A 24,337-nucleotide genomic window follows, 5' to 3' on the forward strand; every position below is an offset into this window, starting at 1 on the left:
AGCAACTTCAAGAGAGAATGAATGGCGCACATTTCATTCAAGCAAGAACGAATAAGCTTTAGCGTTAACTCGTGCTCACTAAAAAGTGAGTTCCAATCGCAAAAATCCACTCCCATTTAATCTTAAGAAAGTTCATGCATGGCCCTTGTAATAGCTGATGCCATCCATACATAGATCATCAAATTCAATTTTTCGTACTTAGACATTTGTTTTGTCAGTACTTTTAAGCCCAATTGATGGGCAAAGAGATCAAAATGAACCTTTTATTCCGTATCGCTTTTTCAGCCGCTCTTCTCGTCTTTGGCGTTATGTTCCTTGGACGGTCCCATGCGCCTAACATTCAACCAACAACTATTCTCGAATCAAAAAGTTCTACTGACGCTCCTCAAGAATTAATGGAGCTAAACAGCACAACATCAACCAAACACAGTTAATATAAACATTCAAAGCCGATTTTAATCCAAATCAAGTATTTTACTTTTGATTATCGTACATAAATCCCATTGCTAATAAATCTGGGGAACCGCAATATACTCCTGAAATAATGCATCCCCGCAGCAAATAGTTCAGGAGTTTTCTTTGTCTCTAATAGAGCGCGTCAAAACTTGCCATTTCTGGCAGCCAGAAAATTATCGCCCCTTCATCGTCAACAATGAAATTCATGGGCATATCACACATAACTTGGCAACGAAGCTCAAAGATTTTAACTCCGTCTTTAACGTATCATCAAAAAGTGTCGCCCTGTCAGATAAACTGACAACATTCGAAAGTCGCACACGCGAAATCGAGGGTGTGATCAAAGTGTTGGTAAAAGAAGGCATCATCCCCAGATGGCGAGATGAAGAATACGCCGTAACTAATAGTTGGCACTTGTCCCCTTTATTTAAAATGGATCGCGGAGCTTCTGGCCACTTTGGTATTCGCAGTTACGGTGTTCATGTAAACGGCCTCGTAAAGAGCGAAGAAGGTTTAAAAATTTGGATTGGAAAACGCTCCCTCACAAAACCCAACGCACCAGGAGAGCTGGACCATATCGTCGCAGGGGGGCAACCTTATGGATTGAGCATACTGGAAAATCTGATCAAAGAAGCTGAAGAAGAAGCCAACATACCCCGCGCGATATCCTCAGCAGCCAAAGCAACAGGTATGGTTTCCTATCGATGCGAACGCCCTGATGGTCTGAAAAATGATCATCTCTATACTTATGACCTGTATCTGGATGAAAGCTTTGTTCCACAAAACATGGATGGTGAAGTAGAGGAATTTTACCTTTGGCCCATAGAAAAAGTCATTGATCGCATCACAAATACAGATGATTTCAAATACAATGTCAGCCTTGTTTTAATACATTTCCTGATCAGAGAAGGGTATCTCACCCCTGATGACGATGCTTATTCAGATCTGATCAAAGGTATGCACCGTCAAGACATAACATCGTAATTTGTAAAACCGGAAAAAACATTAGCCAGATGCAGAGATAACTCCCCAAATACACGGGTAATTTCGGGGAAATAATTCAGGGAAATAATTATGGATAGTTTTTTAAATATCTTGATGGTGCTTTCGCTAGTTATCGTCGTCGTCATCCTTTTTGCCGGACTTATCAGTATGGCGCGTGGTGGTGAATACAACAAAGAACATGCGAATAAATTCATGCGCTATCGTGTCTTGGCCCAAGGAATTGCACTCATCGTTTTCCTGATCGCGTTTTGGGCCAAAAACCAATAAGCGCAAACTAAAACAGTTGAACGTTTTTCGTGTAAGAAAATTTCAGCCTAATTCGTCAAAAGTCAGTCGCATCGGTGATATATCCCTCAAGTTCTTCCAGGGTATTCTTCTTCTGACAGTTAAAGAAAAAGGAAGGACGATAAACTCAACCCTTTAGAAAGAGAGCTTGCTGTCATGGTCCAATTGACACGTATTTACACAAGAGGCGGCGACAAAGGTAAAACGTCGCTTGGTTCCGGGAAACGCGTTCATAAACACGACCTGCGTGTCGAGGCTTATGGGACTATTGACGAGACCAACGCCATCGTTGGTATTGCGAGATTGCACAGCAAAGATCTTGTTGATGATATTCTGGCACGTATTCAGAACGATCTCTTTGACCTCGGCGCAGACCTCTGTTGCCCGGAAGAAAAAGATCCTGAATATCCTCCCCTGAGAATCACTGCCGATCAGGTAGAGAGGCTTGAACAGGAAATAGATGATTTAAATGCTGACTTATCGCCTTTGAAGTCATTTATTCTTCCCGGGGGAAATGAAATTGCAGCTTACCTGCATCAGGCCAGAACCGTTTCACGCAGAGCTGAACGCTTGGTATCAGCGCTGAGTCAGACAGAGGAAATCAACCCTGAGGGATTGAAATATATCAACCGTCTTTCCGATTTGTTTTTTGTTCTTGCTCGCCATGTCAATGACAAGGGAGCAAAGGACGTGCTCTGGATACCCGGGGCAAACCGATGATCTTCGGGAGAAAGTCTCCAGGGGATCATTGACAGTGTATGTCGGCAGGCCTAATCTTCCCGCCGACTGGCTGTTAGAGAGTAAAGTGACGGATCTTTAGATTCTTGTCATTTTGCTTAGGTAAAGCGCGAATATTAAGGATACTTCTAGATGAAAGTACTCGTCCCAATCAAACGCGTTATAGACGCGAACGTGCAGGTTCGGGTTAAATCTGACCAGACTGGCGTTGAATTAACAAACGTCAAAATGGCGATGAACCCGTTCTGTGAGATTGCGGTTGAGCAAGCTGTACGCATGAAAGAAGCTGGCATCGCCAGTGAGATCATTGTTGTTTCAGCTGGACCAGCCCAGGCTCAAGAAACCCTCCGTACTGGCCTTGCTATGGGCGCAGATCGTGGTATTCACATTCAAAGCGACGAAGATTTACAGCCATTGGCAATTGCCAAGCTGCTAAAAGCTGTTGTGGCAAATGAAGAACCAGGTCTCGTGATCCTTGGAAAACAGGCAATTGATGGTGACAACAATCAAACCGGTCAGATGCTTTCTGCCCTTCTTGGTTGGTCACAAGGCACTTTCATCTCTGCTGTAGAAGTGGCAGGTGACAAGCTAAACATCACCCGTGAAGTTGACGGCGGCCTGCAAAAAGCAAGCCTTGCAATGCCGGCAGTTCTGACAGTTGACCTTCGTTTGAACGAGCCTCGCTATGCGTCGCTCCCAAACATCATGAAAGCAAAGAAGAAACCTATGGACGCGACATCACCTGCGGATCTTGGCGTTGATGTAGCACCGCGTATCAGCACACTGAAGGTGACAGAACCCCCAGCACGTGATGCTGGCGTTATCGTTGGTTCCGTTTCTGAACTGGTCGACAAACTCAAGAACGAAGCAAAGGTGATCTAACGATGTCTATTCTTGTTATCGCCGAACACGACAACGCAAGCATTAAACCTGCGACACTAAACACTGTTACCGCAGCAACACAGCTGGGTGATGACGTTCATGTTCTTGTTGCAGGCTCTGGCTGTGCCGCAGCTGGTGAAGCTGCTGCAAAAATTGCGGGTGTTTCCAAGGTTCTTGTTTCCAATGCTGCTGAATACGCACAGGACATTGCTGAAAACATTGCGCCATTGATCGTTAATCTTGCTTCTGGCTACAGCCACGTACTGGCACCAGCAACGACCTATGGAAAAAACATCCTTCCACGTGCGTCTGCTTTGTTGGATGTTCAGCAGATCTCAGAGATTACAGCAATTGAATCGGCAGATACTTTTGTCCGTCCGATCTATGCTGGTAATGCCCTGGCAACTGTTCAGTCTTCAGATGCAGTCAAGCTTATTACCGTTCGTGGTACCGCGTTTGACGCTGCAGCTGAAGAAGGTGGATCAGCCACAGTAGAAACTGTTGATGCAACAGGGAATGCCGGCCTTTCCACTTTTGAAGGCCAAGAGCTAACGAAATCCGAACGCCCTGAACTGACAACCGCTGGCGTTGTTATTTCTGGTGGACGCGGCATGCAGAACGGTGAAAACTTTGCAATGCTCGAGCGTGTTGCAGATAAACTTGGCGCTGCTGTTGGTGCGTCACGTGCTGCTGTGGATGCCGGGTATGTACCAAATGACTATCAGGTCGGTCAGACAGGTAAGGTCGTAGCACCTGATCTCTACATTGCTGTAGGGATCTCCGGCGCTATTCAGCATCTAGCCGGCATGAAAGACTCAAAGGTCATCGTTGCTATCAATAAAGACGAAGAAGCTCCAATCTTCCAGGTTGCTGACTATGGCCTGGTTGCGGATCTCTTCGATGCAGTTCCTGAGCTTGAAACAGAGCTTGGATAAGTTTTTTGCTTTATCTCTCTCACTTATTGAGACTTGATATTTCAAAGATCGATCTGCAATGATACCCTACGACAAGACGCTATCAAACATGGTAGCGTCTTGTTTTAAATTATAGAGTAGCGGAAAGGCTCGTGAGGAGTATGACTATTCAGGATATTAAATCCGTTGGCATTATTGGCGCAGGGCAAATGGGCAGTGGCATCGCACACGTTAGCTCGATTGCTGGCTTTGATGTTCACATGGTCGATGTCAATCAAGATCAACTTGATACAGCACTCGCCACCATCAAAAAGAACATGCAGCGCCAGGCTTCCAAGGGAAAGATATCTGAATCTGACATTACCACAGCCTTGGGAAGAATTAAAAATTCGCAGGAACTGGAAAGCCTTTCTGACTGCGATGTGGTTATTGAAGCTGCTACTGAAAATGAAGAAATAAAAAAGGATATCTTCCGCAAAGTTTGTCCTTTGATGAAACCGGAAGCCATTCTCTGTTCCAATACCTCGTCCATTTCAATCACGCGTTTGGCCGCAGTTACAAGTCGCCCGGGACAGTTCATGGGCATGCATTTCATGAATCCTGTTCCAATCATGCAACTTGTGGAATTGATTCGCGGCATTGCAACAGAGGCCGACACATATCAGGCTATAAAGGATATGACCCACAAGCTGGGCAAAACGTCTGCTTCATCCGAAGACTTTCCAGCATTTATTGTAAACCGTATCCTTCTGCCTATGATCAATGAAGCAGTTTACACCCTCTACGAAGGTGTAGGCACAGTTGATTCGATTGATACTGCCATGAAACTGGGCGCGAACCATCCTATGGGACCATTGGAACTGGCCGATTTTATCGGACTCGATACCTGCCTTGCCATTATGTCCGTACTTTACGACGGGCTCGCCGATACTAAATATCGCCCCTGCCCTCTACTGGTAAAGTATGTAGAAGCAGGCTGGGTTGGCAAAAAATCAGGCCGTGGTTTTTATGATTACGGTGGCGACACACCTGTGCCAACGCGTTAAAACGAATTTACAAACCAATAAAGAAAGAGCAATCACAGTTTACGCAGATGGCTCTTTCTTCATGCCTTACGGATGAGCTATTCAGACCCAATCCGAGATTTAATTCAGGCTTCCTATTTCGCTGTATAAAAATCAACCAGCGTTTTAACTTCTGGGGCATCCCATTCAAAAGGCCCGATGAGTGCCCCGACAATCATGCTCTCTTTGCTGATCAGATAAGTTGATGGTAGCCCCCGCAGCCCAAAAGCTCGAGAAACACGGCCTTTGGGATCAACATAGGCCGGTAAATTTTTCAAATCTTTATCTTCGAAGAAAGGTAGGACTTTTTTTAGCCCGGCTCTATCTTCAGAAAGAGTGACAACCCGAAACAGATCACTTCCCAATTCAGCCTGTAACCTGTCCAGATCCGGCATTTCTTTTACACAGGGCGCGCACCAGGTTGCCCAGAAATTCAAGAGAATAACCTGCCCCTCCATTTCCTTGAGTGAGCGGAGTTTTCCCTCTTCATTCTGAAAGGTTTCGATCGGCACTGGAATAGGTGGATCGAACAGAGTAAAGTTCCCTTCGAGTCGTCCTTCGAGTGGAGGTTTATCTATTGCTCCAGCTAATGATACGCTTATTAAAAGTGTTACAAATGCTGTGAATAGCATGTGAAGAAAACTGGACAGGCGAAGGGCTTTAATCTGGATCATTTGTACTAGTCCATAAAGTCGTAAGACCGAATAAGGCGAAAGAGAATACCGTGTCAGAACCAAAAACAACCAGCGAGACATCTGCGAATGCAATGTGGGGCGGACGCTTTAGCGTTGGACCTTCCGAAGTTATGGAAAAAATCAACGCTTCCATCGATTTCGATAAACGCATGTCCGCACAGGATATTGCCGGGTCAAAAGCTCACTGTAGTATGTTGGTTAAGCAAGGTATTATCAGCACTGAAGATGGCAATGCAATACTCCAGGGTCTAGACACAATTTCGCGAGAAATTGAAGACGGCAGCTTTACCTTCTCAGCAGCACTGGAAGATATTCACATGAATATCGAAAACAGGTTGCGCGAGCTTATTGGCGATGCAGCAGGCAGACTTCATACAGCACGCTCGCGAAACGACCAGGTAGCAACGGATTTCAAGCTTTGGGTTCGAAGTGCGATTGACGAATTGGACAAGCAAACGGGTCTTCTGATCGAAGCTTTGATCAAGCAGGCAGAAGAAAATTTCGACGTTATTATGCCCGGCTACACCCACCTTCAGGCAGCTCAGCCTGTGACATTTGGTCACCACATGCTTGCCTATGTTGAAATGTTCGGGCGTGACAGAAGCCGACTACAGGATTGCCGGAAACGATTGAATGAATGTCCGCTGGGTGCTGCCGCTTTAGCCGGAACATCTTTCCTCATCGATCGGCATATGACAGCTGAAGCGCTCGGCTTTGAACGCCCAACGGCAAATTCACTTGATTCAGTATCTGATAGAGATCACGCACTAGAATTTATGTCTTCTGGCGCAATTCTAGCAACTCACCTTTCGCGTTTTGCAGAAGAGCTCGTAATCTGGTGCTCTCAAGGTTTCGGCTTTGTCACACTTTCCGATGCCTTCACCACGGGCAGCTCTATCATGCCACAAAAGAAAAACCCGGATGCGGCAGAGCTCATTCGCGGTAAAGTTGGACGCGTCATAGGTTCAATGAACACCCTGTTTGTTGTCATGAAGGGTCTGCCCCTAACCTATGGCAAGGACATGCAAGAAGATAAAGAGCCTGTGTTTGATGCTGCCGACACGCTGATATTGAGCGTTACAGCCATGACAGGCATGGTCAGTGATATGGTTGCCAATCGGGACAAACTTCATGCAGCAACAGCTGACGGATTTTTGACAGCTACAGACCTTGCTGACTGGCTGGTTAAGGAACTTAACCTTCCTTTCCGGGATGCCCATCACGTTACAGGTACAATTGTTAAACTAGCCGAAGACAAAGGCTGTGATATAAGTGATTTGAGCTTAGAGGAAATGCAAACTGTAGAAGCCCGCATTTCTCAGGATATATTCAGAGTTCTTACTGTTGAACAGTCTGCACAAAGCCGCACAAGTTTTGGCGGCACGGCACCTGAAAATGTTAAGGCCGCTGCGAAAGCTGCCAGAGAGAGATTTTTGTCATGAAGCAGGCCCGAACCAGAAAACTAATTGAGACCGGAAAACAAACTGGGACCATGAAGCTAAATCGGATTGTACTGGGACAACAAGTTTTCAATAAAAGATCTCTTGCAACAGCAACTCTTATTGGCGCAGGTTTACTTCTTGCCGCGTGCGGTAAAGTTGGGAGTCTTGATCGCCCCGGCGGAGATTGGGAATACCCACAACAGTACCCTTATCCACCTGCCGTAACACCAAACTCTTCAACAACAGGCACGCAGAATACGGATCAACAAAACGCTATACCCGAGAGTTTACAAATACGTAAGAATTCGAAGGTCAAGACAAAGACATACGGACAGTAGAAATTATGAGTGCCTTTGAATACCGCCATGGCCAGCTTCATGTCGAAGATCTGCCACTGGAAGAAATTGCCCAGGAAGTTGGAACGCCTTTCTTTTGTTACTCCAGTCAAGCGATGGTGAATGCATACACCTCTTTTGCTGATGCCCTTGCAAAAGCTGGTGTTAAAGGTACAATTTGTTATGCGCTCAAGGCAAATTCTAACCAATCCGTTATCCAGACACTTGCCAAAGCTGGTGCCGGAGCAGACGTCGTTTCAGAGGGGGAATTACGCAGAGCATTGGAAGCTGGCGTTGATCCCAAGAAAATTGTTTTTGCCGGTGTAGGCAAAAAGCCATCCGAGATGGCTGTTGGTTTAAAAGCAGGCATTTTGCAGTTCAATGTTGAATCTTTACCTGAATTGGAAGCACTTTCGGCTGTCGCACAAAAAATGGGTATTACCGCCCCGGTTGCTTTCAGGATCAATCCCGACGTCGATGCAAAAACCCATGCAAAAATTTCGACCGGCAAAGCTGAAAATAAATTTGGAATTGACATTCCAAGCGTTCGGAACTTCGTTGAACAAGCCAAAACACTGCCCAACATTGCGGTCGAAAGTCTGGCAGTTCACATCGGTTCACAGTTAACGGATGCCAGCCCCTTTAAAGATGCCTTTGCGCGATTGGCAAGCCTCTACAAAGAACTTCAAAGCGCTGGCCTTCCGCTAAAGCGGATTGATTTTGGTGGCGGACTAGGCATTCAATACAAAGACGAGACGCCACCAGACCTCACCGAATATGCACAGGCTGTTAGTGAAGCCATGCAAGACCTGGATGCCGAGTGTATTTTTGAACCAGGGCGTTTTTTGGTCGGTAATGCAGGCGTTCTTGTCACGGAAACCATTTATGTAAAGGATGGCACAAATCGCCGTTTTCTGATCATTGACGCCGCCATGAACGATTTGATCAGGCCGTCGCTTTATGATGCCTGGCACGACATCACACCATTAAAGCAGCCCCTTAACGATGCTGCACTCACCCCTTGTGATATCGTTGGTCCAATCTGTGAGTCTGGTGATACCTTTGCTACTCAACGCCCTCTTCCAGAAATAGAAGCGGGTGATTTATTAGCAATGGAATCAGCGGGTGCCTATGGTGCAGTAATGGCCTCAAGCTACAACACACGACTGAATGCTCCCGAAATTTTGGTCAAAGATGATCAATATGCAATTGTACGAAAGCGTATTGATTATGATACACTTATAAAACAGGACATTCTGCCTCAATGGTTGTCAGAATAATATAAGCAACCTTTTCTCCCCTCTTTAAAGGGCGGTATGTCCAAATGAGCCTACCAAAGGAACATATGGACCGATGGATAGTACCGCCCAAAGAAGATCGCAGCTAAAGAAACAGGCCGCAAGACAGAAAACAAGGCCAGAGCTTGGATTACCGTGGAAGATTCAGGCTCAAACCACCTTGGCTCAAATCGTCCTGTTTTGGGAAAACTTCTGGAAAGCATCTTGGCTGTTCTGGGGAACTCTTGGCGCTGTAACTACACTTATTCTTCTTGATCTCCTCGCTCAGTTCCCGATCTGGGGGCATATTACCTTCCTTGTCTTATCTGGAATTCTGATCATCTACGGTGGCATAAAGGCGCTTGTGGGAACAAAGTTTCCAACCCGTTATGAAGCTTTGAGACGCCTTGAACAAGATAATCATCTCTCTCACCGCCCTTTGAGCAGTCTCGATGATCGCCCCATAAAAGTATCAAAGGACGGCCTTGGTCTTTGGCTTAACAACAAAAAACGCCTGGCTGCCTCATTCAGTTCGCTAAAACTAACACGACCAAGCCCTCAGCTTTTTAAACTGGATCCCTATGGGCTACGCGCATTAATTATAGTGGGGCTCTTCATCGCCACTTTTTCATTGCATCAATGGCCAGATCGGCTGGCTTCTGCTTTTGAACTCAAGAAACTAACATCTATAACAGATCAACAGGGAACAACCTTTAGCCTGTGGTTAACTCCGCCGGACTACACCGGAATATCCCCTCTTTTTTACGATCAGAGCTTTGCACCACCTGAAGAAATAAACCTTCCCAGAGGAAGTAAAGTAATTGCTCAGTTCCACGGCGAAGAAACGGCACCGGATATTCAACTCGATGCACGTGCCTTCCCAACAGAGCAAACAGGTAAGCTCAATCATCAAAGTGAATTTACGATACAGCAAAGCGGCACATTACAGATTGGGGGGGCATTCACCACATTACTTAGTACCAAGATTAACCTCATTGAAGATTCTCCGCCAAAGATCTTTCTAACGGAACAGCCCCAAGGTAATGACTTGGGATTACTCAGAATCAACTACGAAGCTCATGATGATTATGGCACCAATCTGTTGACCATAGAATTTTGGCCTACAGATAGTACCGGGAAAACAGAAAGTACCGAAAAAACTCAAATAGAGGTTCCACTCCCGGCCAGTAAAGTCGCTGCATACAAAGGACAACACTATCTGGATCTGACAGACAATATCCTCGCTGGCGAAGAGGTCTGGTTTCAGCTTTCTGTACGGGATGTTATCGGGCAAAGAAGTCAAACTGACACCATAAAGATTACAATCCCTGAGCGTGATTTCACGCATCCCTTGGCCCAACAGCTTGTACAACTTCGCAAGGATCTAAACATTCCGGGAAACAAGCTGGATGTTATCGCAACGCTCGGGTTACTGGTGAAAGAACCGGCAACTTATAATCACGATAGCCTCGTGGCTTTAACAATGAGTATTGCCGGGAAACACCTGCTGTTTGATCACACGCCATTAGCTGTAAAAGAAAGCCAGAATATTCTTTGGAAAACAGCATTGCACCTTGAAGATGGTCGCATCAGCACGGCGCAAAGAGAGCTTAGAAACATTCAACAGCAATTACGTGATGCCCTTAGTTCAAATGCAGATCAGAACGAAATTTCACGCCTTATGGACCAATTACAACAGGCCGTGGATCAACTGCTGACCAATATGCTGGAAGATTTCTTAAACAACGCCGACAAAAAAAACCCTGCACAATCATCCGAAAATGCGCAAACGATTGAAAGTAAAGATCTCCAGAACATGATCGAACAAGCCCGTATGCTTGCTGAAAATGGATCAATGGAAGAAGCAATGGAGATGCTGTCTCAACTTCAAAATATGCTCGAAAACCTTGCCTTTCAACAAGGTCAACAACCTGGCAACAATGCCAATGATGTGGGGCGGGAAACCTTTGAGAAGCTTCAAGAACTTACAAAGAGACAGGAAGAGCTTCTTGAAAATAGCTATAAACGGCAACAAGAAGCCCAGAAGCAGCAAGAAGGCAATGGAGCTAAACCCTCTCCTCAGACCATGCCGGGCGATGGTCGTCCCGGGGAACAGGCCAGAGAACAAAGAGACGAGCGCTATCGCGATGCCAAAAGTCAGGAACGTATAAGACAAGAACTCGAACAGATGATGGAAAATATTCAGGAATTACTGGGTAATTTACCTGAAGATTTTGATCAGGCTGAACAGTCCATGGGCATTGCCCGAGATGCCCTTCGTGGTCAGGACGGTGAAGGAAAAGAAAATGAACAGGCTGTTCGTGCTCAAACCAGAAGTTTGAGAAAACTTCAAAACGGCACTGAGCAAGCAGCTGAAAAATATTTAAAAATGCTCAGTCAGGCACCTGAACGGGGAAGTGGCTGGGTCAGAGGCAAAGATGGATCAGGGAGAGACCCATTTGGGCGAAACATCGGAAACAAAGGTGGCAGCATCGCCAAACAAGGTGTCCCTTTGCCAAATGAAACCGACGTTATGAGAAGCAGATCTATTCTTGAAGAACTCAGAAACAGACGAAATGACAGGCAACGATCTAAAGAAGAGAGAACCTACATACAGAAACTACTGGAACGCTTCTAAATATCCCTATTATCAAGAAATAATACAGATAATTAAGCCTTAGCTAGCTTCAACGCCTAAAGCTTCCTCTGCTGCGTCACAAATTTCCTGAAGGCTAAAGGGTTTTGTCACAACCTTGAAAATCAACTCTTCCAGATTATGAGCTCGTTGCTTTTCAGCAGAATATCCGGTCATGAGCAACACAGGCATATCAGGAGAATCTTTTGCGACCTTGAGGGCAAGGCCGATACCGTCCAGACCCGGCATCACAATATCGGTAATCAATAAATCAAACTTACCTTCACCCAGAGCCTCTAAGGCCTGCATACCGTCACCAACGGCAGTTACTTCATGATTTTTATGCGTTAAAGCCCGTGCAACAAAACTGCGTACAGCATTGTCATCTTCGGCTATCAGGATCTTAGACATACAGGCCCACCGCTATCGCATTCCACTTATAGTTAACATTACGTTAAAGCAAATGATATCACGGAGTTAGAAATGATGCCATGTTTGAAAAACTGTTACCAGTAAATGACATACTGGCTAACGCCCCATAAAACTATTCTCCGACAGGATCAAAGTCCGGGTTTTGCAGCGCATCATCATCCGAAATAAAGCTTGTGTTAACACCGACCGCTTTTGGACTGATTTCAAGTTCAATCAAAAAATCAACTTCTTCTTTTGGATCCAGATATGGAACATCCAATGTAACGGTTTTCCGTGAAACAGCCGCACCACGATTATCTGATAACCAGCCAATCAACTTTGGAACGACAACTTTCTTATCCAGCTTGTTGTGAATTTTCCCAGCCAAAGTAACGACTTTCACACCATCGCGTACGCCACGTTCTGGATCCTTATTTTCAATCTCAAGGCCATATCCAACGGGATAAACCTGGAGATCAAGAAAGTCATAGACCTTCATTGCTTCAGGAACAGTATTCACAATTTGGATACGCGCAGACTGATCAGCAACCGCATATCCTGCACCCCCACCCAAGATAAGAAGCAATAGCCAAGCGATAAGACCGCCTTTGCCTTTTTTCTTTTTGTCTGGGGCAAAGCCTTTCGGGCGCTTGGAGCGAACGTTTCCCGGCTCAACAAAATCATCATCCAGAGGTGAAGGCTCCGGTGGGATCGGTGGCGGAGCGCTTTCCGAAGATGCAACAACATCTTCTACATCCGAAGAAACGTCATTATCCTCAGCTGGAATGTCCGCATCTGTCGGGGTAAATTCCAGCTCAGGTTCTTGAAACCACGTATGTCGGCAGCTACTGCATCGAACTTTTCGTCCGGAGGCCCCCAAAGCTTCAGGGGCAATTCGGAATTTGCTACTGCATTCAGGACAAGAAACAATCATTCGATTTTTCACCAGCGAAGAAACTAAATTGGCCTTAATTTATACGGTCCATAAAATACGATGGCAAGTAAGGCCTTACACAACAGAGGTTTTTGTTCTCTGAGGAGTGTTTTATCAAGGGACAAGGCTTTACGCTAGCAGACAAAATATGTCATTGTTTCCCAGTCATTCACCACTATGGATTTCAAACTTTTGGTCCGTTTTCAAGATGTTCATCTGCGTTATGGCTCTGGCCCCGATGTCCTGCATCAGGTCAACTTAACTCTTGCACCGGGGTCATTCCATTTTATGGTCGGACCAAGTGGTGCAGGGAAATCATCCTTGTTGCGTCTCATGTATTTAGCCCATCGCCCGTCATCTGGTCGTTTGAGTATTTTCGGGCGGGATGTGTCCCAACAAGATCGTAAAGAACTGACGATGCTAAGGCGGCGGATTGGCATTATCTTTCAAGACTTTCGACTTCTTGATCATCTGACCGCATTGGAAAATGTTGCTCTACCTCTCACGATTACCGGGCAATCTCTTGATAAAGTCAGGCGAAATGTCAGTGAACTCCTCTCTTGGGTCGGCTTGGCTGATTATCTGGATGCAAAACCACCTACGCTGTCTGGCGGGCAACAGCAACGTGTCGCGATTGCTCGCGCAGTCATCGCACGCCCCAGCCTTCTTTTAGCAGATGAACCCACAGGAAACCTGGACGATAAAATTGCAGAACGACTGCTGTTTTTGTTTGAAGAACTCAATAAACGCGGCACGACCATTGTCGTTGCCTCTCACAACGAAGGACTTGTAAACCGTTTTAATCATCCCGTTTTTAAAATCGTAAATGGCGAAGTGAGACTGATTAGAAGTGAGCAAAATTCTCCTGCGGCATCAACAGCAGGGAGTGTATAATGTTTGGGAACAAGAACGATGTCCCACTCGACAGAGATGCATCCAGCAGATTTTTACCCTGGTTGATCGCCATGATGGTCTATCTGGCAACAATGTCATTGGTTATTGCAATCACAATGAACAAATTAGCCAACCGCTGGGATCAAGGGCTCTCAAGTAGTTTGACCATACAAATCCCGGCAGAGCCTTCGACAGAAAAACGAATTGTCATAGAGAAACAACTCAAAGCCTTTATTTCCAAGACCGAAAGTCTGGATAATATCTCTCAGGTTGAGCAACTGAATGACACCGAGTTAAACAAACTTATGGAACCTTGGTTGGGTAAGGATATATTGCTTCATGATTTACCTATTCCTTACCTGATATCAATAGAACTTGATAGCTCCAGCGCCCAAACAATCGACGAAATAAAATCCCTTCTTGCGCAAGATATTCCCAATGCCAGTGTCGATGACCATCAACGATGGCTTGGCAATCTGTTGGGCCTAACGAAAATAATTCAAATCATCGCCCTGCTTGTTGTGATACTAGTTGGCGGAGCCGCCGCTTTAATGGTTATTCTGGTCACACGTATGGGTCTTGCGATCCATCGACAGGTCGTAGAGCTTTTTCACCATATGGGCGCACACGATTCATACATCGCTTCGCGTTTTCAATTCCATGCCCTAAAACTTAGCATTGTCGGAGGCTTCGCTGGATTACTTCTCGCCGGAATCACGGTTGCCAGCTTCAGTTCTTTGTTAGGACAAGCGAACAGCGCTATCCTTCCGACGCTCACATTCACTTCTGGCGAATGGGGTTTGCTCTTATTAATGCCATTATCTGCTTCTTTAATTGCCATGATGACCGCAAGGTTAACCGTTTTGAGAAGCTTGGCACTGATGCCATGACGAACAATACCATGAAGAACTGGGAAAATTGATCGTTGTTCCATAAACCTATTCGCAAAAGATACATTCTTTTAAAGCTCGGATCCTTCACCACCGTCGCAGCCTTATTATCATGGGTGCTCGGTTTTTTCTGGTTTGCAACCAACTTGCCAGAAGATGTTACAAACAGCACTGAAGGCGCTGATGTTATCGTCGTGTTGACAGGGGGCAGTGACAGAATAAACACCGGCCTTGATTTGCTAGAGTTGGGATCAGCGAAAAAACTTTTCATCTCAGGCGTTTATAAAGGTGTAGAGGTACAAGAACTTCTAAGGCTCTCACAACGTTCTCCGAAAAATTTAGAGTGTTGCGTCAAACTGGGTTATCAGGCTGACGACACACGGGGCAATGCACTTGAAAGTCAAAACTGGATAGAAGAAGAAGGTTATACCTCATTACGACTTGTCACAGCGGCCTACCATATGCCAAGAAGTCTTCTGGAATTCAGAAATGCGATGCCAGAGATAAAAATTCTGCCTCATCCTGTCTTTCCACAACACGTTAAACAGAAAGACTGGTGGCTCTGGCCCGGCAGCATGACACTGATTTTATCGGAATATGTTAAATTTCTAATGGCTCATGTCCGGATCTGGCTAGAAGGCATACAGGCAATATTGATTGGATAAAGACCCTATGATTTTTCTAAGATCCCTTACGTTCAATATTTGCTTTCTAATCTGGTGTGCCATTTTCTTCACTCCATGCCTTCTATTGATGTTATTTCCTCAACGCTTTATGTTGCAAGCTGGTCACTACTGGGCGCTTGTGACCTTCTGGCTTCTCAAGGTTATTTGTGGCACCACTTATGAAATCCGTGGTCAAGAGAATATCCCAAAAGAAGGTGGCTTCTTACTGGTCAGTAAACACCAGTCAGCATGGGAAACAATCGCTCTGATGGCTTTTCTGGACAACCCCTGTTTCATTCTAAAAAGAGAACTCCTGATAATACCTTTTTTTGGATGGTATCTATGGAAGGGCGGCGTTGTTGCCATTAACCGCAAAGCAGGCATAAAAGCTCTTCGCCAAATGATTAAGGAAGTAAAAGAGCCATTGGACAATGGACGCCCTGTAGTGATTTTCCCGGAAGGCACACGCGCCACCCCACATCAGGAGCCAAACTACCAGACCGGAATTATTGCTCTCTATAGCGGTTTAAATGTTCCCGTCTGCCCTGCTGCTGTAAACTCTGGCCTGTTCTGGGGCAAAGACGCTTTTGTGAAAAAACCAGGTAACATTGTACTTGAATACCTTCCTGTCATCCCCGCAGGCTTAAACAAAAAAATCTTCATGAAAACAATGCAGGACACCATCGAAGACGCCAGTAATCGTCTTATGGATGAAGCCGAGCAGAGAAAAGAGGCGTAATGGCAAAGCCACGGAAATGTCCAAAGTGTTCAACGGAAATCGGCATCGACGAAGATATCTGTTATGCCTGTGGTGAGAATGTTCCCTTTAATCACCCTTGGTACATAATGCCCTTAGGCGGCATTATTGTTATAGGTCTCTTCTGGCTTCTGACCGATTTTGATGCACTGATCCAATATATAACGCAAAGTATTCCCAATAAATAGATCGGCCATAGAACCATATCTATACCTACTTTTCTTTGGTATTTTTTGGGGATTGAGATTTTCTTGAAATCACGGAATGTGTTTTTGTGCCTCAATCACTTTTTTCAAAAGATCTTCAAGCCCCGGATCATCGATACTCAGTGCTTCAAGATGGGACACGGTATTTTCAAGATATTCAACGCATCGACCATTACTTCCAACACCTTGTAATATATGCGAAATCAGTTCCTGGTTGTTTAAGCGACCGGCATATTGGTCATGCTCTATATCTGCCACGAAAGTCGCAGCTGTTACCTTCTTACCAGACTTCAAAGCAACCTCATACCACCCCGGATGATACACCCCTGAAATCATCTCGCGCTCAAAGAGATAGTCCATCACAACGGCCCGTTCGGCAGCAGGAACTTTATAGGCCATACCAACACAAGAACCGCCTCTATCCAACCCAAGAACAAGTCCTGGGCATTCAGGGGTTCCCCGGTAAAAGAACGAATAAATACAGAAATGCCGATGAAAGCCATCTAGCACAGCGGGTTGAACTTCGATATGTGGAAAGCCAGGATTCCACATTAAAGAGCCATAGCCAAATACCCAAAAATCCTGACCCTCTTCGAGCGGTAATTTCGAATCATAAAAGGCCCTTAATTCAGGGGTCGACATTGCTCTGTTTCTCCGAATCGTCTATGGCTAAAGAAAGATGAGTGTAACGATTGCTTTGCAAAACGAAAAGCGACGCCCTCAATTAAAATAATTTAGTCTCACAGAAACCAAGGGTCGACATAGAATGACTGTAGATACTGACACCCCCCCCCGTCAGTCATCACCTATTGCAAAGAAGCTGATCATATCTGGTCTTGTATTATGCATACTCTTCGTCTGTTTTTCTGTTGCCTTTTGGTTCTGGGCAGCAAACCAAATGGAAACAAGCCTGAACAGGTGGAGTGAAAAGCAACAATCACGAGGCTTCGAAATTTCTCATGGCCCCCTATCCACAAGCGGTTTTCCTTTTTTGGTTCGGGCGGAATTGGAAGAACCAAGAATAAAATCCCCCGAAGGATGGTATTGGCAAACATCGCGCCTGAAAGCAGAAGCCACACCTTGGTCGCCCCTGAGTATGGAAGTAGATCTTAGCGAAGAACATATCATTGACGGCCTTCCAAACAATCATCCCGCTATAACGATCAAAAGCGATCAGGCAAAATCGACAGTACAGCTAACTCTCGAAGGAGAACTACTCAACGCTCGCCTTCAGGCAGATAAGCTCGTCGTGATCCGTGAAAGCCATCATCCTCTCACCATCACAACATTGGACACAACACTGGGTCCTCTGAAGCCAGCGTCAACAGTAAACCCGCTTCAAGAATTCAATATCCTAATTAAAGCGCAGGATATAAATCATCCTGAGTTGGACAAAACACCTCTAGAGGGTCCCATTACTCAGTTGAATCTTGATGGCACACTTTATGGCGCAGTTCCAAAAGCCAAGCTGAAAAAAGCCCTTCATATATGGCGGGATACGGGTGGTTTTCTATCCCTGCACGATATGAGTTTGCGCTGGGGGCCTCTGCTGATGGATGCCAGAGGGAAAATAACCATAGATAATTTACTCAGACCTTCAGGTAATCTTGATAGCAGAATTGAAGGGGCGGGCGCAGTTGTCAAAAAACTGGAAAAAACCGGCCTCATCAATAAGGGGCAAAGCTTTGGAATAAAGCTATCGCTGGCAGCATTGGGAAAAACAAATGAGCGCGGACGCCATGAAATAAACGTACCACTTATCATGAAAGACGGCTGGCTATCTATTGGCCCTGTCACCTTGCTTCGGCTTCCTCCTATTGCCCAATAAAAGCCTTAACAAAAAAGCTCACTTCAATAGAAGCGAGCTTTTTGATTATCAATCCTGAACACTATCAGGCTCTCGTGCATCAAAGGTACCCGCCTGATGGGCATCAACAATCCCCCGCCGAATATCACGGGTCTTCCGAAAGCGATCTTCCAGAACATCGCCTTCACCCCACCTCACTGCTCTTTGCAACACCGAGAGGTCTTCGGAAAATCTTTGCAGCATCTCCAGAACGGCCTCGCGATTGTTCAAGAAGACATCGCGCCACATAATAGGATCAGAGGCGGCAATTCGTGTAAAATCACGAAAGCCCCCCGCAGAGAACTTCACAACATCAGCTTGCTGCGTTTCTTCCAGATCAGTTGCCGTTCCGACAATTGTGTAGGCAATCAAGTGTGGTAAATGAGATGTAATCGCCAGAACTTTATCATGATGATGAGCTGTCATGATTTCGACCATACTCCCCATCGCAGTCCAATAGTCAGTAATCTGATCTAACGCTTTGCTATTCGTTCCGGGAACAGGCGTTAAGATACACCAGCGCCCTTCAAACAACTCTGCAAAGCCAGCTTCCGGGCCGGAATGTTCTGTACCAGCAATGGGGTGCCCTGGAACGAAGTGCACGCCATCTGGCAAATGTGGTCCGACATCACGAATAACAGACTCTTTGACCGAGCCAACATCTGTGACAATAGCGCCTACCTTCAAAGACGGAGCCATTGCACACGCCAAGTCATCATAAGTACTTACAGGTGTACAAAGAATAACCAGATCAGCATCGACCACAGCTTCAGCCGATGTTTCATAAACAGCATCAACCAACCCCAATCGCATAGCTTTATCGCGCGTACTCTGACTGCGAGCACAGGCAACTATTTCTTTTGCCAAGCCATTTTTACGGGTTGCCCGGGCCAGAGAAGAGCCAATCAGCCCAATACCAACCAAAGCGATCTTATTAAAAAGTGGATCTTTTTTTTCAGTCATTGATAAATGCGGCAAGACTATCGACCACCACCCTCATCTCATCTTCGGTTCCGATTGAAATGCGTATATGTTCTGCCAATCCATAGGCCGACATACCACGTACCAGAACACCTTTGTTTTTCAGGAATGCCAGAGCTTCTGCTGCACGTTCGCCAGAACCAAAGTTCACAAGAACAAAGTTACCAACAGAGTCATGCGTACCTAGACCGAGCTCAGACACCTGTTGGCGGAACCAGTTAAGCAAACGATTATTCAGCTCTTTTGATCGGGTAATGTGCTCTTTATCCTTGATCGCCGCGGCCCCCGCAGATTGAGCAGCTAAACTAACATTAAAAGGTCCACGCACACGATTGAGAACATCAGTAACTTCAGCTGAACAATAGGCCCATCCCAGACGAAGTGAAGCAAGGCCATGTATTTTAGAGAAAGTGCGTGTCATTACCACATTATCATTCTCTTCAACCAAGGTCGCACCACTGATATAATCGGCGTTATCAACATACTCACAATACGCCGCATCAATAACCAGCAACACATCATCCCGTAGCTCAGCACGCAGCCTTCGCAGTTCTGTTTCAGTGACATAGCTTCCTGTAGGATTGTTCGGGTTCGCCAAGAACATAATTCGCGTTTTATCAGTGACAGCTGCCAACATGGCATCAATTTCAATACGCAGATCTTTTTCCCGTGCTTTCACGGGTATGCCTCCGGCAATTTTGGTTCCAATCGGATACATTAGGAAGCCGTGCTCGTTATAAACGACTTCATCCTCAACACCAACATATGCATTAATCAAAAGCCCCAATAGTTCGTCAGAGCCAGCACCACATACAATCCTGTCTGCATCCAGATTTTCTGCTTCTGCTATTCCTGTTCTCAGTAAATAAGAGCCGCCGTCCGGATATCGATGAAGGTCTTCTGCAATCGCCAGATAAGCTTTTTTAGCCGCGTCTGAAGCACCAAGTGGGTTTTCATTCGAAGCCAAGCGGCAAATCCGATCGACACCTTCAACTTTAGATTCTCCACCAACATAAGGGGATACATCCATAATTCCGGGTTGCGGTTTTAAAGCCATTGTAAAAACTCTCTTATTTTACTGAATAGTTATCGGCAACGTGCCGATGAAGTTATGCGCCCATTAATGGAACGGCATAACCACCAATTGTCCAGGCATGGGTAATCCTTTGATCAGACAATTCGGCTAGTTTGGCCAGGCGCTCATCACCTGGGGCCACATAGTCATCCACCTCAATCAGTTGTAAACAAACTGATGGATCAGGCGTATGAATCTGAATATTCACGGGTTTCAAATCTGACTTTTCCAATAGACGTGTCAGAGTTGAACGGGACAAAGGCTCAGCAGATTCAACCACGATATAACTGCGATCATAACCTGTTTTTTCCGGTGCGCCCAATCCAACAACAACGGCTTCTGGCCCATCCATGCCAGATGCTTGATAAAAAGGTAAACGTGCAATAATTCTGGCATTTGTCGCACTTTCCCCCTGTGCAAGAGAAAGCCACCAGGGGTTGCCTTCTCCAGCCTGTGGCAAAGGAAGAATACCAACAGTTGAGGCTTCATCTGTAACCTCACGAAGGACACTCATCACTGTCTGTCGACTGGAAATCGGCGTCTCCATACCAAAGTGTTCCCGAGACAGATCGTAATAAGTATTATCGCCCTCCGGGACATGTACAGAAACTGAAAATTTGCTTTCCAACTGTAATGTACTTGCAAAAATCTCTCGCCAAAGACGGACGATAGCTGATTTAGGAAGGATGCCATCATGCCGCCTAACAAGACAGCGCAAAACCTCCGCTTCCCTTCCGGCATTAAGGCTTGTAGAAGATTTCCCCTTTTCCTTAACGATCGACTGGATAACTTCTGCCCGCGTCATAAGAAGATCATGAAGCTGGTTATCAATTTTATCAATCTGGCTTCGCAAAGAAGAAAGTTTATCTTGTTCAGACATAGTTTTTAAAGGCCTGTGATTCTCGGTTCCAGAGAAGAGATAGACATAGCAGAGTTAAAAAGTAAAAGGAAAGATTCAGGTATTTGGGTCAGTTTCACATCAAATTACCCCCAAACGCTCAACTGACTGCAAGAAGCTTCAAAGAACTGGGGTTATTGATTTGCCAGCCGATATCGAAACAGTGGTCCCCTATTATGACAAACAGATCAAAGATCACTATTAGGATCGGGAAACTTTTAATGATTTCGACCTACGTTGGGCACTCGATGTATTTTGAAAAGCCTGAGGAGCACTCACCAAACCTGGCTGGCGAATACTCTGAACCTTCTTTGGTGTCCCCGGAACATATAACTGCTTTCCAGCTTCAACGGTCAAAACCCCTGCAAAAGTAGGGAAGAATTTTTTTCCCATTCTTTCCCACGCTGATGCTGATTGCAAAAATGTCAAACGTTGGCTTGGTGGTACATAAAGTGAACGATTGGTGCGCATTGGCACAAATAGCGTATCATGCAAAAGCTGTGATATTTGAGATCGACTAAAAGGATGCCCCCAGCCGAATGGCGTTTTATCCACACGTGCCCAGATGCCTCGTCTGTTGGGCGCAACAATCAGTAATCGGCCATCGCTTGTCAAAACCCGCCATATTTCTCTCAGCATATCTCTCAGGTATTCACTGCTTTCCAGGCCGTGGACAAGCAAAACTCTATCAATAGAATAATCTGGTAAAGGTAACTTTGTTTCGTCGACCAGGGATGTTTTGCCGGGCCCTCCGCGAGGCCAGTGGCAAACACCTTGCAATGCAGGCATAAAAGCCAGTACACGATCCGCTTCATCTTCAAATTGTGTTAGATAAGGTGTCGTGTAACCAAGGCCCAGAACAGATTTGCCTTTTAGATTTTTCCAATGCTCGCGAATGTTACCACGGATGACGTGCGCGGCCGTTTCCCCCAAACGGGTGCCGTAAAACCCCTGAAGATCAACAACGTCAGTCCACATTGTTTTCCCTGCTTCTCATTCGGTACTTTGTGTCGCCCAAACCCAACGACAGAGATCATAACCAAAAATAAAAACGATGGTCGATCTTTAAAACATAGGTCGCTAAGATCACCTTAACAAATGAAAAGCAAAAAACACTTCTAGCCTGTGTACGACGACAAGCCATCAACTGGGAAAAACAGATCATGCTCGATGTCAAACAAATCCCCATACTCAGCGATAATTATAGCTATCTCATCAGAGATACTCAAACAGGTGCCGTCGCTGTCATTGACCCCGGTGTTTCAGACCCGATCCTTGAAAAAGCTGATAAACTGGGCTGGCAGATCACCGATATAATTCTAACACACCATCATTATGACCATATCGATGGCTTGGCAGACATAAAACAAAGTACCGGCGCAAAGGTAACTGGCCCCAAGAAGGATCAGCACCGTATTGATGGGATGGATATTGTTGTAGATGGTGGGGACAACATCTTGTTCGGGTCAAGAACAGCCAAGGTTTTCTATGTACCTGGTCATACTCTGGGACACATTGCCTATTGGTTTGAGGACGACAACATCCTGTTTCCCGGTGATAGTCTTTTCTCGTTGGGATGCGGGCGCTTGTTCGAAGGTACTCCGGAAATGATGTGGCAATCTCTTCAGCAATATCTCGCTCTTCCAGAAAAGACGCTTGTCTATTCAGCGCACGAATACACTCTTTCAAATGCAGAATTTTCCCTGACAATTGAGCCTGATAATCCAGACCTGAAAAACAGAGTTGAAAAGATTAGGAGTCTACGGAAAAATAATCAACCAACAGTACCAAGCCTGTTAAGCGAAGAATTTAAAACCAACCCCTTCCTTAGACCTCACGATATCGAAATTAGAAAAAGGCTGAACCTGATCTCAGCGACAGATGCAGATGTGTTCAAGGAAATCCGCAAACGCAAAGACAACTTTTAAAACCCTCATCTAAAAAATATTATTCGTAACACACCTAATTACCGGAGCCATCAATGTATTTATGTTTTTCCCCTACCTCCCCATACGTCCGCAAGGTGCTGATGCTTGCCATGGAAAAAGGAATAGAAAATGAAATCAATCTTGTCCCAATGGGAACCTTTACGACTGAATCAGAAATTTGGCAGAAAAATCCACTGGGAAAAGTTCCCGCGCTTGAAACCCACGAAGGAACAATCTTATGCGATTCACCGCTGATCTGTGAGTATCTGGAAAGCCTGAACCAGTCACCTGCACTTGTTCCTGTATCAGGAGAAGACCGCTGGAAGAGCCTCAACTTTCATGCCCTTGCAGATGGTATTATGGACGCCAGCCTCATAAGAACAATGGAGCGCCGTCAACGCCCAAGTGAACATCAACTAGAGTCTGTACACGAAGCCCAAAAATTCAAAATAGACACAACATTGGATGTGTTTGAGCAAGCCGTAACAGATAAAACTCTCGGGAACGATTTTGGCCTCGCAGAAATCAGCCTTGCCTGTGCCCTCGCTTATCTGGACTTCCGATATGCAGATGAAGACTGGCGTACAAACCGCCCGAACCTTTCCAGTTGGTTTAAAGGTGTTTCAGAACGATCTTCCTTTGTAAAAACATCCCCACCCGCAGGTTCATAAAGATTATGAAAAACTATTCAGCACAAGAGATAGTCAAACATCTCGACCTTCAACCCCATCCGGAAGGCGGTTGGTACAAAGAGACCTATCGCCACCAGCCATCCGATGGTAGCAGAGGCGACCAGACTGCAATTTTCTTTTTGCTGGAAAAGGGACAGGGCTCTCATTGGCACAAAGTAGATGCGGTAGAGATGTGGCACTGGTACGCAGGTAGCCCCCTTACCCTGAGATCTCACAATGGGAAATTTCATAACGAAGAAAAACAAACCGTTGTCACTTTAGGACCCGACGTTATTGCAGGGCAAACACCACAACACGTCATTCCCAAAGATCACTGGCAAGCGGCAAGCGCAGAGCAGGGGTGGGTTCTTGTCGGGTGTACTGTTGCGCCCGCGTTTGAATTTGATGGCTTCGAACTGGCTGCACCCGGTTGGGCACCGGGAAAATAACTCG

At 45.7% G+C, this 24,337-nt stretch carries 28 protein-coding genes; 20 read left to right on the forward strand and 8 right to left on the reverse strand.

Going from position 1 to position 24,337, the window contains the following annotated elements; translation table 11 throughout:
- Positions 1-254: 254 nt before the first annotated feature.
- The 7 genes from D9A03_RS13825 to D9A03_RS13855 all read left to right on the forward strand — a co-directional run bounded on the left by D9A03_RS13825 (position 255) and on the right by D9A03_RS13855 (position 5,326).
- On the forward strand, positions 255-434 hold the full coding sequence (locus D9A03_RS13825; protein WP_162938154.1) for a hypothetical protein: 180 nt from the start codon (positions 255-257) through the stop codon (positions 432-434).
- A gap of 145 nt (positions 435-579) precedes the next feature.
- Positions 580-1,440 (forward strand): DUF4743 domain-containing protein, encoded by an 861-nt coding sequence (locus D9A03_RS13830; protein WP_120497810.1) that lies wholly within the window; start codon positions 580-582, stop codon positions 1,438-1,440.
- A 90-nt stretch (positions 1,441-1,530) separates the two neighbouring features.
- Complete coding sequence (locus D9A03_RS13835; protein ID WP_120497811.1) at positions 1,531-1,728, forward strand: twin transmembrane helix small protein; 198 nt, start codon at positions 1,531-1,533, stop codon at positions 1,726-1,728.
- 174 nt (positions 1,729-1,902) lie between these two features.
- Positions 1,903-2,466: a cob(I)yrinic acid a,c-diamide adenosyltransferase gene (locus D9A03_RS13840; RefSeq protein WP_120497812.1), complete on the forward strand. Its 564-nt coding sequence runs from the start codon at positions 1,903-1,905 to the stop codon at positions 2,464-2,466.
- 150 nt (positions 2,467-2,616) lie between these two features.
- On the forward strand, positions 2,617-3,366 hold the full coding sequence (locus D9A03_RS13845; protein WP_120497813.1) for an electron transfer flavoprotein subunit beta/FixA family protein: 750 nt from the start codon (positions 2,617-2,619) through the stop codon (positions 3,364-3,366).
- Between the two features lie 2 nt (positions 3,367-3,368).
- Positions 3,369-4,301, forward strand: coding sequence for an FAD-binding protein (locus D9A03_RS13850; protein WP_120497814.1), 933 nt, complete (start codon positions 3,369-3,371; stop codon positions 4,299-4,301).
- Between the two features lie 140 nt (positions 4,302-4,441).
- Positions 4,442-5,326, forward strand: a complete 885-nt coding sequence (locus D9A03_RS13855; RefSeq protein WP_174233654.1) for a 3-hydroxybutyryl-CoA dehydrogenase — start codon at positions 4,442-4,444, stop codon at positions 5,324-5,326.
- Between the two features lie 113 nt (positions 5,327-5,439).
- Here D9A03_RS13855 and D9A03_RS13860 read toward each other — a convergent pair whose 3' ends face one another.
- The gene (locus D9A03_RS13860) at positions 5,440-6,018 is read right to left on the reverse strand and encodes a TlpA disulfide reductase family protein (protein ID WP_162938155.1); all 579 of its coding nucleotides are present in this window, start codon (positions 6,016-6,018) and stop codon (positions 5,440-5,442) included.
- A gap of 92 nt (positions 6,019-6,110) precedes the next feature.
- On the opposite strand from D9A03_RS13860, the gene argH reads away from it, so the two are divergent.
- From argH to D9A03_RS13880, 4 genes are all read left to right on the forward strand, one after another.
- On the forward strand, positions 6,111-7,481 hold the full coding sequence (gene argH, locus D9A03_RS13865) for an argininosuccinate lyase (protein WP_174233656.1): 1,371 nt from the start codon (positions 6,111-6,113) through the stop codon (positions 7,479-7,481).
- Positions 7,478-7,819 carry a hypothetical protein gene (locus D9A03_RS13870; RefSeq protein ID WP_120497817.1) on the forward strand — a complete coding sequence of 114 codons (342 nt, stop codon included), beginning with the start codon at positions 7,478-7,480 and terminating at the stop codon, positions 7,817-7,819. Before argH ends, D9A03_RS13870 begins: the two co-directional genes overlap by 4 nt.
- 5 nt (positions 7,820-7,824) lie before the next feature.
- Positions 7,825-9,096, forward strand: a complete 1,272-nt coding sequence (gene lysA, locus D9A03_RS13875; protein WP_120497818.1) for a diaminopimelate decarboxylase — start codon at positions 7,825-7,827, stop codon at positions 9,094-9,096.
- A gap of 73 nt (positions 9,097-9,169) precedes the next feature.
- Positions 9,170-11,731 (forward strand): TIGR02302 family protein, encoded by a 2,562-nt coding sequence (locus D9A03_RS13880; protein WP_120497819.1) that lies wholly within the window; start codon positions 9,170-9,172, stop codon positions 11,729-11,731.
- A gap of 39 nt (positions 11,732-11,770) precedes the next feature.
- On the opposite strand, the gene D9A03_RS13885 is transcribed toward D9A03_RS13880, so the two are convergent.
- Together D9A03_RS13885 and D9A03_RS13890 are read right to left on the reverse strand one after the other, a co-directional pair.
- Positions 11,771-12,139: a response regulator gene (locus tag D9A03_RS13885; protein WP_120497820.1), complete on the reverse strand. Its 369-nt coding sequence runs from the start codon at positions 12,137-12,139 to the stop codon at positions 11,771-11,773.
- A gap of 133 nt (positions 12,140-12,272) precedes the next feature.
- Positions 12,273-13,073 carry a zinc-ribbon domain-containing protein gene (locus D9A03_RS13890; protein ID WP_120497821.1) on the reverse strand — a complete coding sequence of 267 codons (801 nt, stop codon included), beginning with the start codon at positions 13,071-13,073 and terminating at the stop codon, positions 12,273-12,275.
- A gap of 177 nt (positions 13,074-13,250) precedes the next feature.
- Here D9A03_RS13890 and ftsE point away from each other — a divergent pair, with 177 nt between their 5' ends.
- The 5 genes from ftsE (at position 13,251) to D9A03_RS13915 (ending at position 16,467) form a co-directional block, all read left to right on the forward strand.
- A complete protein-coding gene (gene ftsE / locus D9A03_RS13895) occupies positions 13,251-13,967 on the forward strand; it encodes a cell division ATP-binding protein FtsE (RefSeq protein WP_120497822.1) in 717 nt (238 codons plus the stop codon).
- Complete coding sequence (locus D9A03_RS13900; RefSeq protein ID WP_120497823.1) at positions 13,967-14,857, forward strand: ABC transporter permease; 891 nt, start codon at positions 13,967-13,969, stop codon at positions 14,855-14,857. Before ftsE ends, D9A03_RS13900 begins: the two co-directional genes overlap by 1 nt.
- A 35-nt stretch (positions 14,858-14,892) precedes the next feature.
- Positions 14,893-15,522: a YdcF family protein gene (locus D9A03_RS13905; protein WP_216825488.1), complete on the forward strand. Its 630-nt coding sequence runs from the start codon at positions 14,893-14,895 to the stop codon at positions 15,520-15,522.
- Between the two features lie 88 nt (positions 15,523-15,610).
- Entirely contained in the window at positions 15,611-16,261 is a 651-nt protein-coding gene (locus D9A03_RS13910) for a 1-acyl-sn-glycerol-3-phosphate acyltransferase (RefSeq protein ID WP_216825489.1), read from the forward strand.
- Positions 16,261-16,467, forward strand: a complete 207-nt coding sequence (locus D9A03_RS13915; protein ID WP_120497824.1) for a hypothetical protein — start codon at positions 16,261-16,263, stop codon at positions 16,465-16,467. Before D9A03_RS13910 ends, D9A03_RS13915 begins: the two co-directional genes overlap by 1 nt.
- Before the next feature lie 69 nt (positions 16,468-16,536).
- Here the strand turns inward: D9A03_RS13915 and D9A03_RS13920 are convergent, their stop codons facing one another.
- Positions 16,537-17,127 carry a gamma-glutamylcyclotransferase gene (locus D9A03_RS13920; RefSeq protein WP_120497825.1) on the reverse strand — a complete coding sequence of 197 codons (591 nt, stop codon included), beginning with the start codon at positions 17,125-17,127 and terminating at the stop codon, positions 16,537-16,539.
- A 124-nt stretch (positions 17,128-17,251) separates the two neighbouring features.
- On the opposite strand from D9A03_RS13920, the gene D9A03_RS13925 reads away from it, so the two are divergent.
- Positions 17,252-18,313: a DUF2125 domain-containing protein gene (locus tag D9A03_RS13925; protein WP_120497826.1), complete on the forward strand. Its 1,062-nt coding sequence runs from the start codon at positions 17,252-17,254 to the stop codon at positions 18,311-18,313.
- Positions 18,314-18,361: 48 nt separating this feature from the next.
- Here the strand turns inward: D9A03_RS13925 and D9A03_RS13930 are convergent, their stop codons facing one another.
- From D9A03_RS13930 to D9A03_RS13945, 4 genes are all read right to left on the reverse strand, one after another.
- Positions 18,362-19,294, reverse strand: coding sequence for a prephenate/arogenate dehydrogenase family protein (locus D9A03_RS13930; protein WP_120497827.1), 933 nt, complete (start codon positions 19,292-19,294; stop codon positions 18,362-18,364).
- Entirely contained in the window at positions 19,287-20,369 is a 1,083-nt protein-coding gene (hisC, locus tag D9A03_RS13935) for a histidinol-phosphate transaminase (protein WP_120497828.1), read from the reverse strand. The genes D9A03_RS13930 and hisC overlap by 8 nt, the downstream gene beginning before the upstream one ends.
- 52 nt (positions 20,370-20,421) lie before the next feature.
- Positions 20,422-21,267, reverse strand: coding sequence for a chorismate mutase (locus D9A03_RS13940; protein WP_120497829.1), 846 nt, complete (start codon positions 21,265-21,267; stop codon positions 20,422-20,424).
- A gap of 219 nt (positions 21,268-21,486) precedes the next feature.
- Complete coding sequence (locus D9A03_RS13945) at positions 21,487-22,263, reverse strand: class I SAM-dependent methyltransferase (protein ID WP_120497830.1); 777 nt, start codon at positions 22,261-22,263, stop codon at positions 21,487-21,489.
- 185 nt (positions 22,264-22,448) lie between these two features.
- On the opposite strand from D9A03_RS13945, the gene gloB reads away from it, so the two are divergent.
- From gloB to D9A03_RS13960, 3 genes are read left to right on the forward strand one after another with little or no spacing between them, the layout of a single operon-like run.
- Positions 22,449-23,213, forward strand: coding sequence for a hydroxyacylglutathione hydrolase (gene gloB, locus D9A03_RS13950; protein ID WP_120497831.1), 765 nt, complete (start codon positions 22,449-22,451; stop codon positions 23,211-23,213).
- Between the two features lie 53 nt (positions 23,214-23,266).
- Positions 23,267-23,884 carry a glutathione S-transferase N-terminal domain-containing protein gene (locus D9A03_RS13955; RefSeq protein WP_120497832.1) on the forward strand — a complete coding sequence of 206 codons (618 nt, stop codon included), beginning with the start codon at positions 23,267-23,269 and terminating at the stop codon, positions 23,882-23,884.
- Positions 23,885-23,889: 5 nt separating this feature from the next.
- Positions 23,890-24,333: a cupin domain-containing protein gene (locus tag D9A03_RS13960; RefSeq protein WP_120497833.1), complete on the forward strand. Its 444-nt coding sequence runs from the start codon at positions 23,890-23,892 to the stop codon at positions 24,331-24,333.
- Positions 24,334-24,337 lie beyond the last annotated feature (4 nt).

Origin of the sequence: Kiloniella sp. EL199 (assembly GCF_900313065.1) — a bacterium.
Lineage (GTDB): Bacteria > Pseudomonadota > Alphaproteobacteria > Kiloniellales > Kiloniellaceae > Kiloniella.

Coding starts and splice junctions, on each gene's coding strand:
- D9A03_RS13890 (WP_120497821.1), bottom strand. CDS start 13,073: ATGATTGTTTCTTGTCCTGAATGCAGTAGCAAATTCCGAATTGCCCCT.
- gloB (WP_120497831.1), top strand. CDS start 22,449: ATGCTCGATGTCAAACAAATCCCCATACTCAGCGATAATTATAGCTAT.
- D9A03_RS13885 (WP_120497820.1), bottom strand. CDS start 12,139: ATGTCTAAGATCCTGATAGCCGAAGATGACAATGCTGTACGCAGTTTT.
- D9A03_RS13855 (WP_174233654.1), top strand. CDS start 4,442: ATGACTATTCAGGATATTAAATCCGTTGGCATTATTGGCGCAGGGCAA.
- D9A03_RS13960 (WP_120497833.1), top strand. CDS start 23,890: ATGAAAAACTATTCAGCACAAGAGATAGTCAAACATCTCGACCTTCAA.
- lysA (WP_120497818.1), top strand. CDS start 7,825: ATGAGTGCCTTTGAATACCGCCATGGCCAGCTTCATGTCGAAGATCTG.
- D9A03_RS13900 (WP_120497823.1), top strand. CDS start 13,967: ATGTTTGGGAACAAGAACGATGTCCCACTCGACAGAGATGCATCCAGC.
- D9A03_RS13910 (WP_216825489.1), top strand. CDS start 15,611: ATGTTATTTCCTCAACGCTTTATGTTGCAAGCTGGTCACTACTGGGCG.
- D9A03_RS13915 (WP_120497824.1), top strand. CDS start 16,261: ATGGCAAAGCCACGGAAATGTCCAAAGTGTTCAACGGAAATCGGCATC.
- D9A03_RS13840 (WP_120497812.1), top strand. CDS start 1,903: ATGGTCCAATTGACACGTATTTACACAAGAGGCGGCGACAAAGGTAAA.
- D9A03_RS13945 (WP_120497830.1), bottom strand. CDS start 22,263: ATGTGGACTGACGTTGTTGATCTTCAGGGGTTTTACGGCACCCGTTTG.
- D9A03_RS13845 (WP_120497813.1), top strand. CDS start 2,617: ATGAAAGTACTCGTCCCAATCAAACGCGTTATAGACGCGAACGTGCAG.
- D9A03_RS13920 (WP_120497825.1), bottom strand. CDS start 17,127: ATGTCGACCCCTGAATTAAGGGCCTTTTATGATTCGAAATTACCGCTC.
- D9A03_RS13930 (WP_120497827.1), bottom strand. CDS start 19,294: ATGACTGAAAAAAAAGATCCACTTTTTAATAAGATCGCTTTGGTTGGT.
- D9A03_RS13870 (WP_120497817.1), top strand. CDS start 7,478: ATGAAGCAGGCCCGAACCAGAAAACTAATTGAGACCGGAAAACAAACT.
- D9A03_RS13850 (WP_120497814.1), top strand. CDS start 3,369: ATGTCTATTCTTGTTATCGCCGAACACGACAACGCAAGCATTAAACCT.
- ftsE (WP_120497822.1), top strand. CDS start 13,251: ATGGATTTCAAACTTTTGGTCCGTTTTCAAGATGTTCATCTGCGTTAT.
- D9A03_RS13955 (WP_120497832.1), top strand. CDS start 23,267: ATGTATTTATGTTTTTCCCCTACCTCCCCATACGTCCGCAAGGTGCTG.
- D9A03_RS13860 (WP_162938155.1), bottom strand. CDS start 6,018: ATGATCCAGATTAAAGCCCTTCGCCTGTCCAGTTTTCTTCACATGCTA.
- D9A03_RS13835 (WP_120497811.1), top strand. CDS start 1,531: ATGGATAGTTTTTTAAATATCTTGATGGTGCTTTCGCTAGTTATCGTC.
- D9A03_RS13825 (WP_162938154.1), top strand. CDS start 255: ATGAACCTTTTATTCCGTATCGCTTTTTCAGCCGCTCTTCTCGTCTTT.
- hisC (WP_120497828.1), bottom strand. CDS start 20,369: ATGGCTTTAAAACCGCAACCCGGAATTATGGATGTATCCCCTTATGTT.
- D9A03_RS13940 (WP_120497829.1), bottom strand. CDS start 21,267: ATGTCTGAACAAGATAAACTTTCTTCTTTGCGAAGCCAGATTGATAAA.
- D9A03_RS13925 (WP_120497826.1), top strand. CDS start 17,252: ATGACTGTAGATACTGACACCCCCCCCCGTCAGTCATCACCTATTGCA.
- argH (WP_174233656.1), top strand. CDS start 6,111: ATGTGGGGCGGACGCTTTAGCGTTGGACCTTCCGAAGTTATGGAAAAA.
- D9A03_RS13880 (WP_120497819.1), top strand. CDS start 9,170: ATGGATAGTACCGCCCAAAGAAGATCGCAGCTAAAGAAACAGGCCGCA.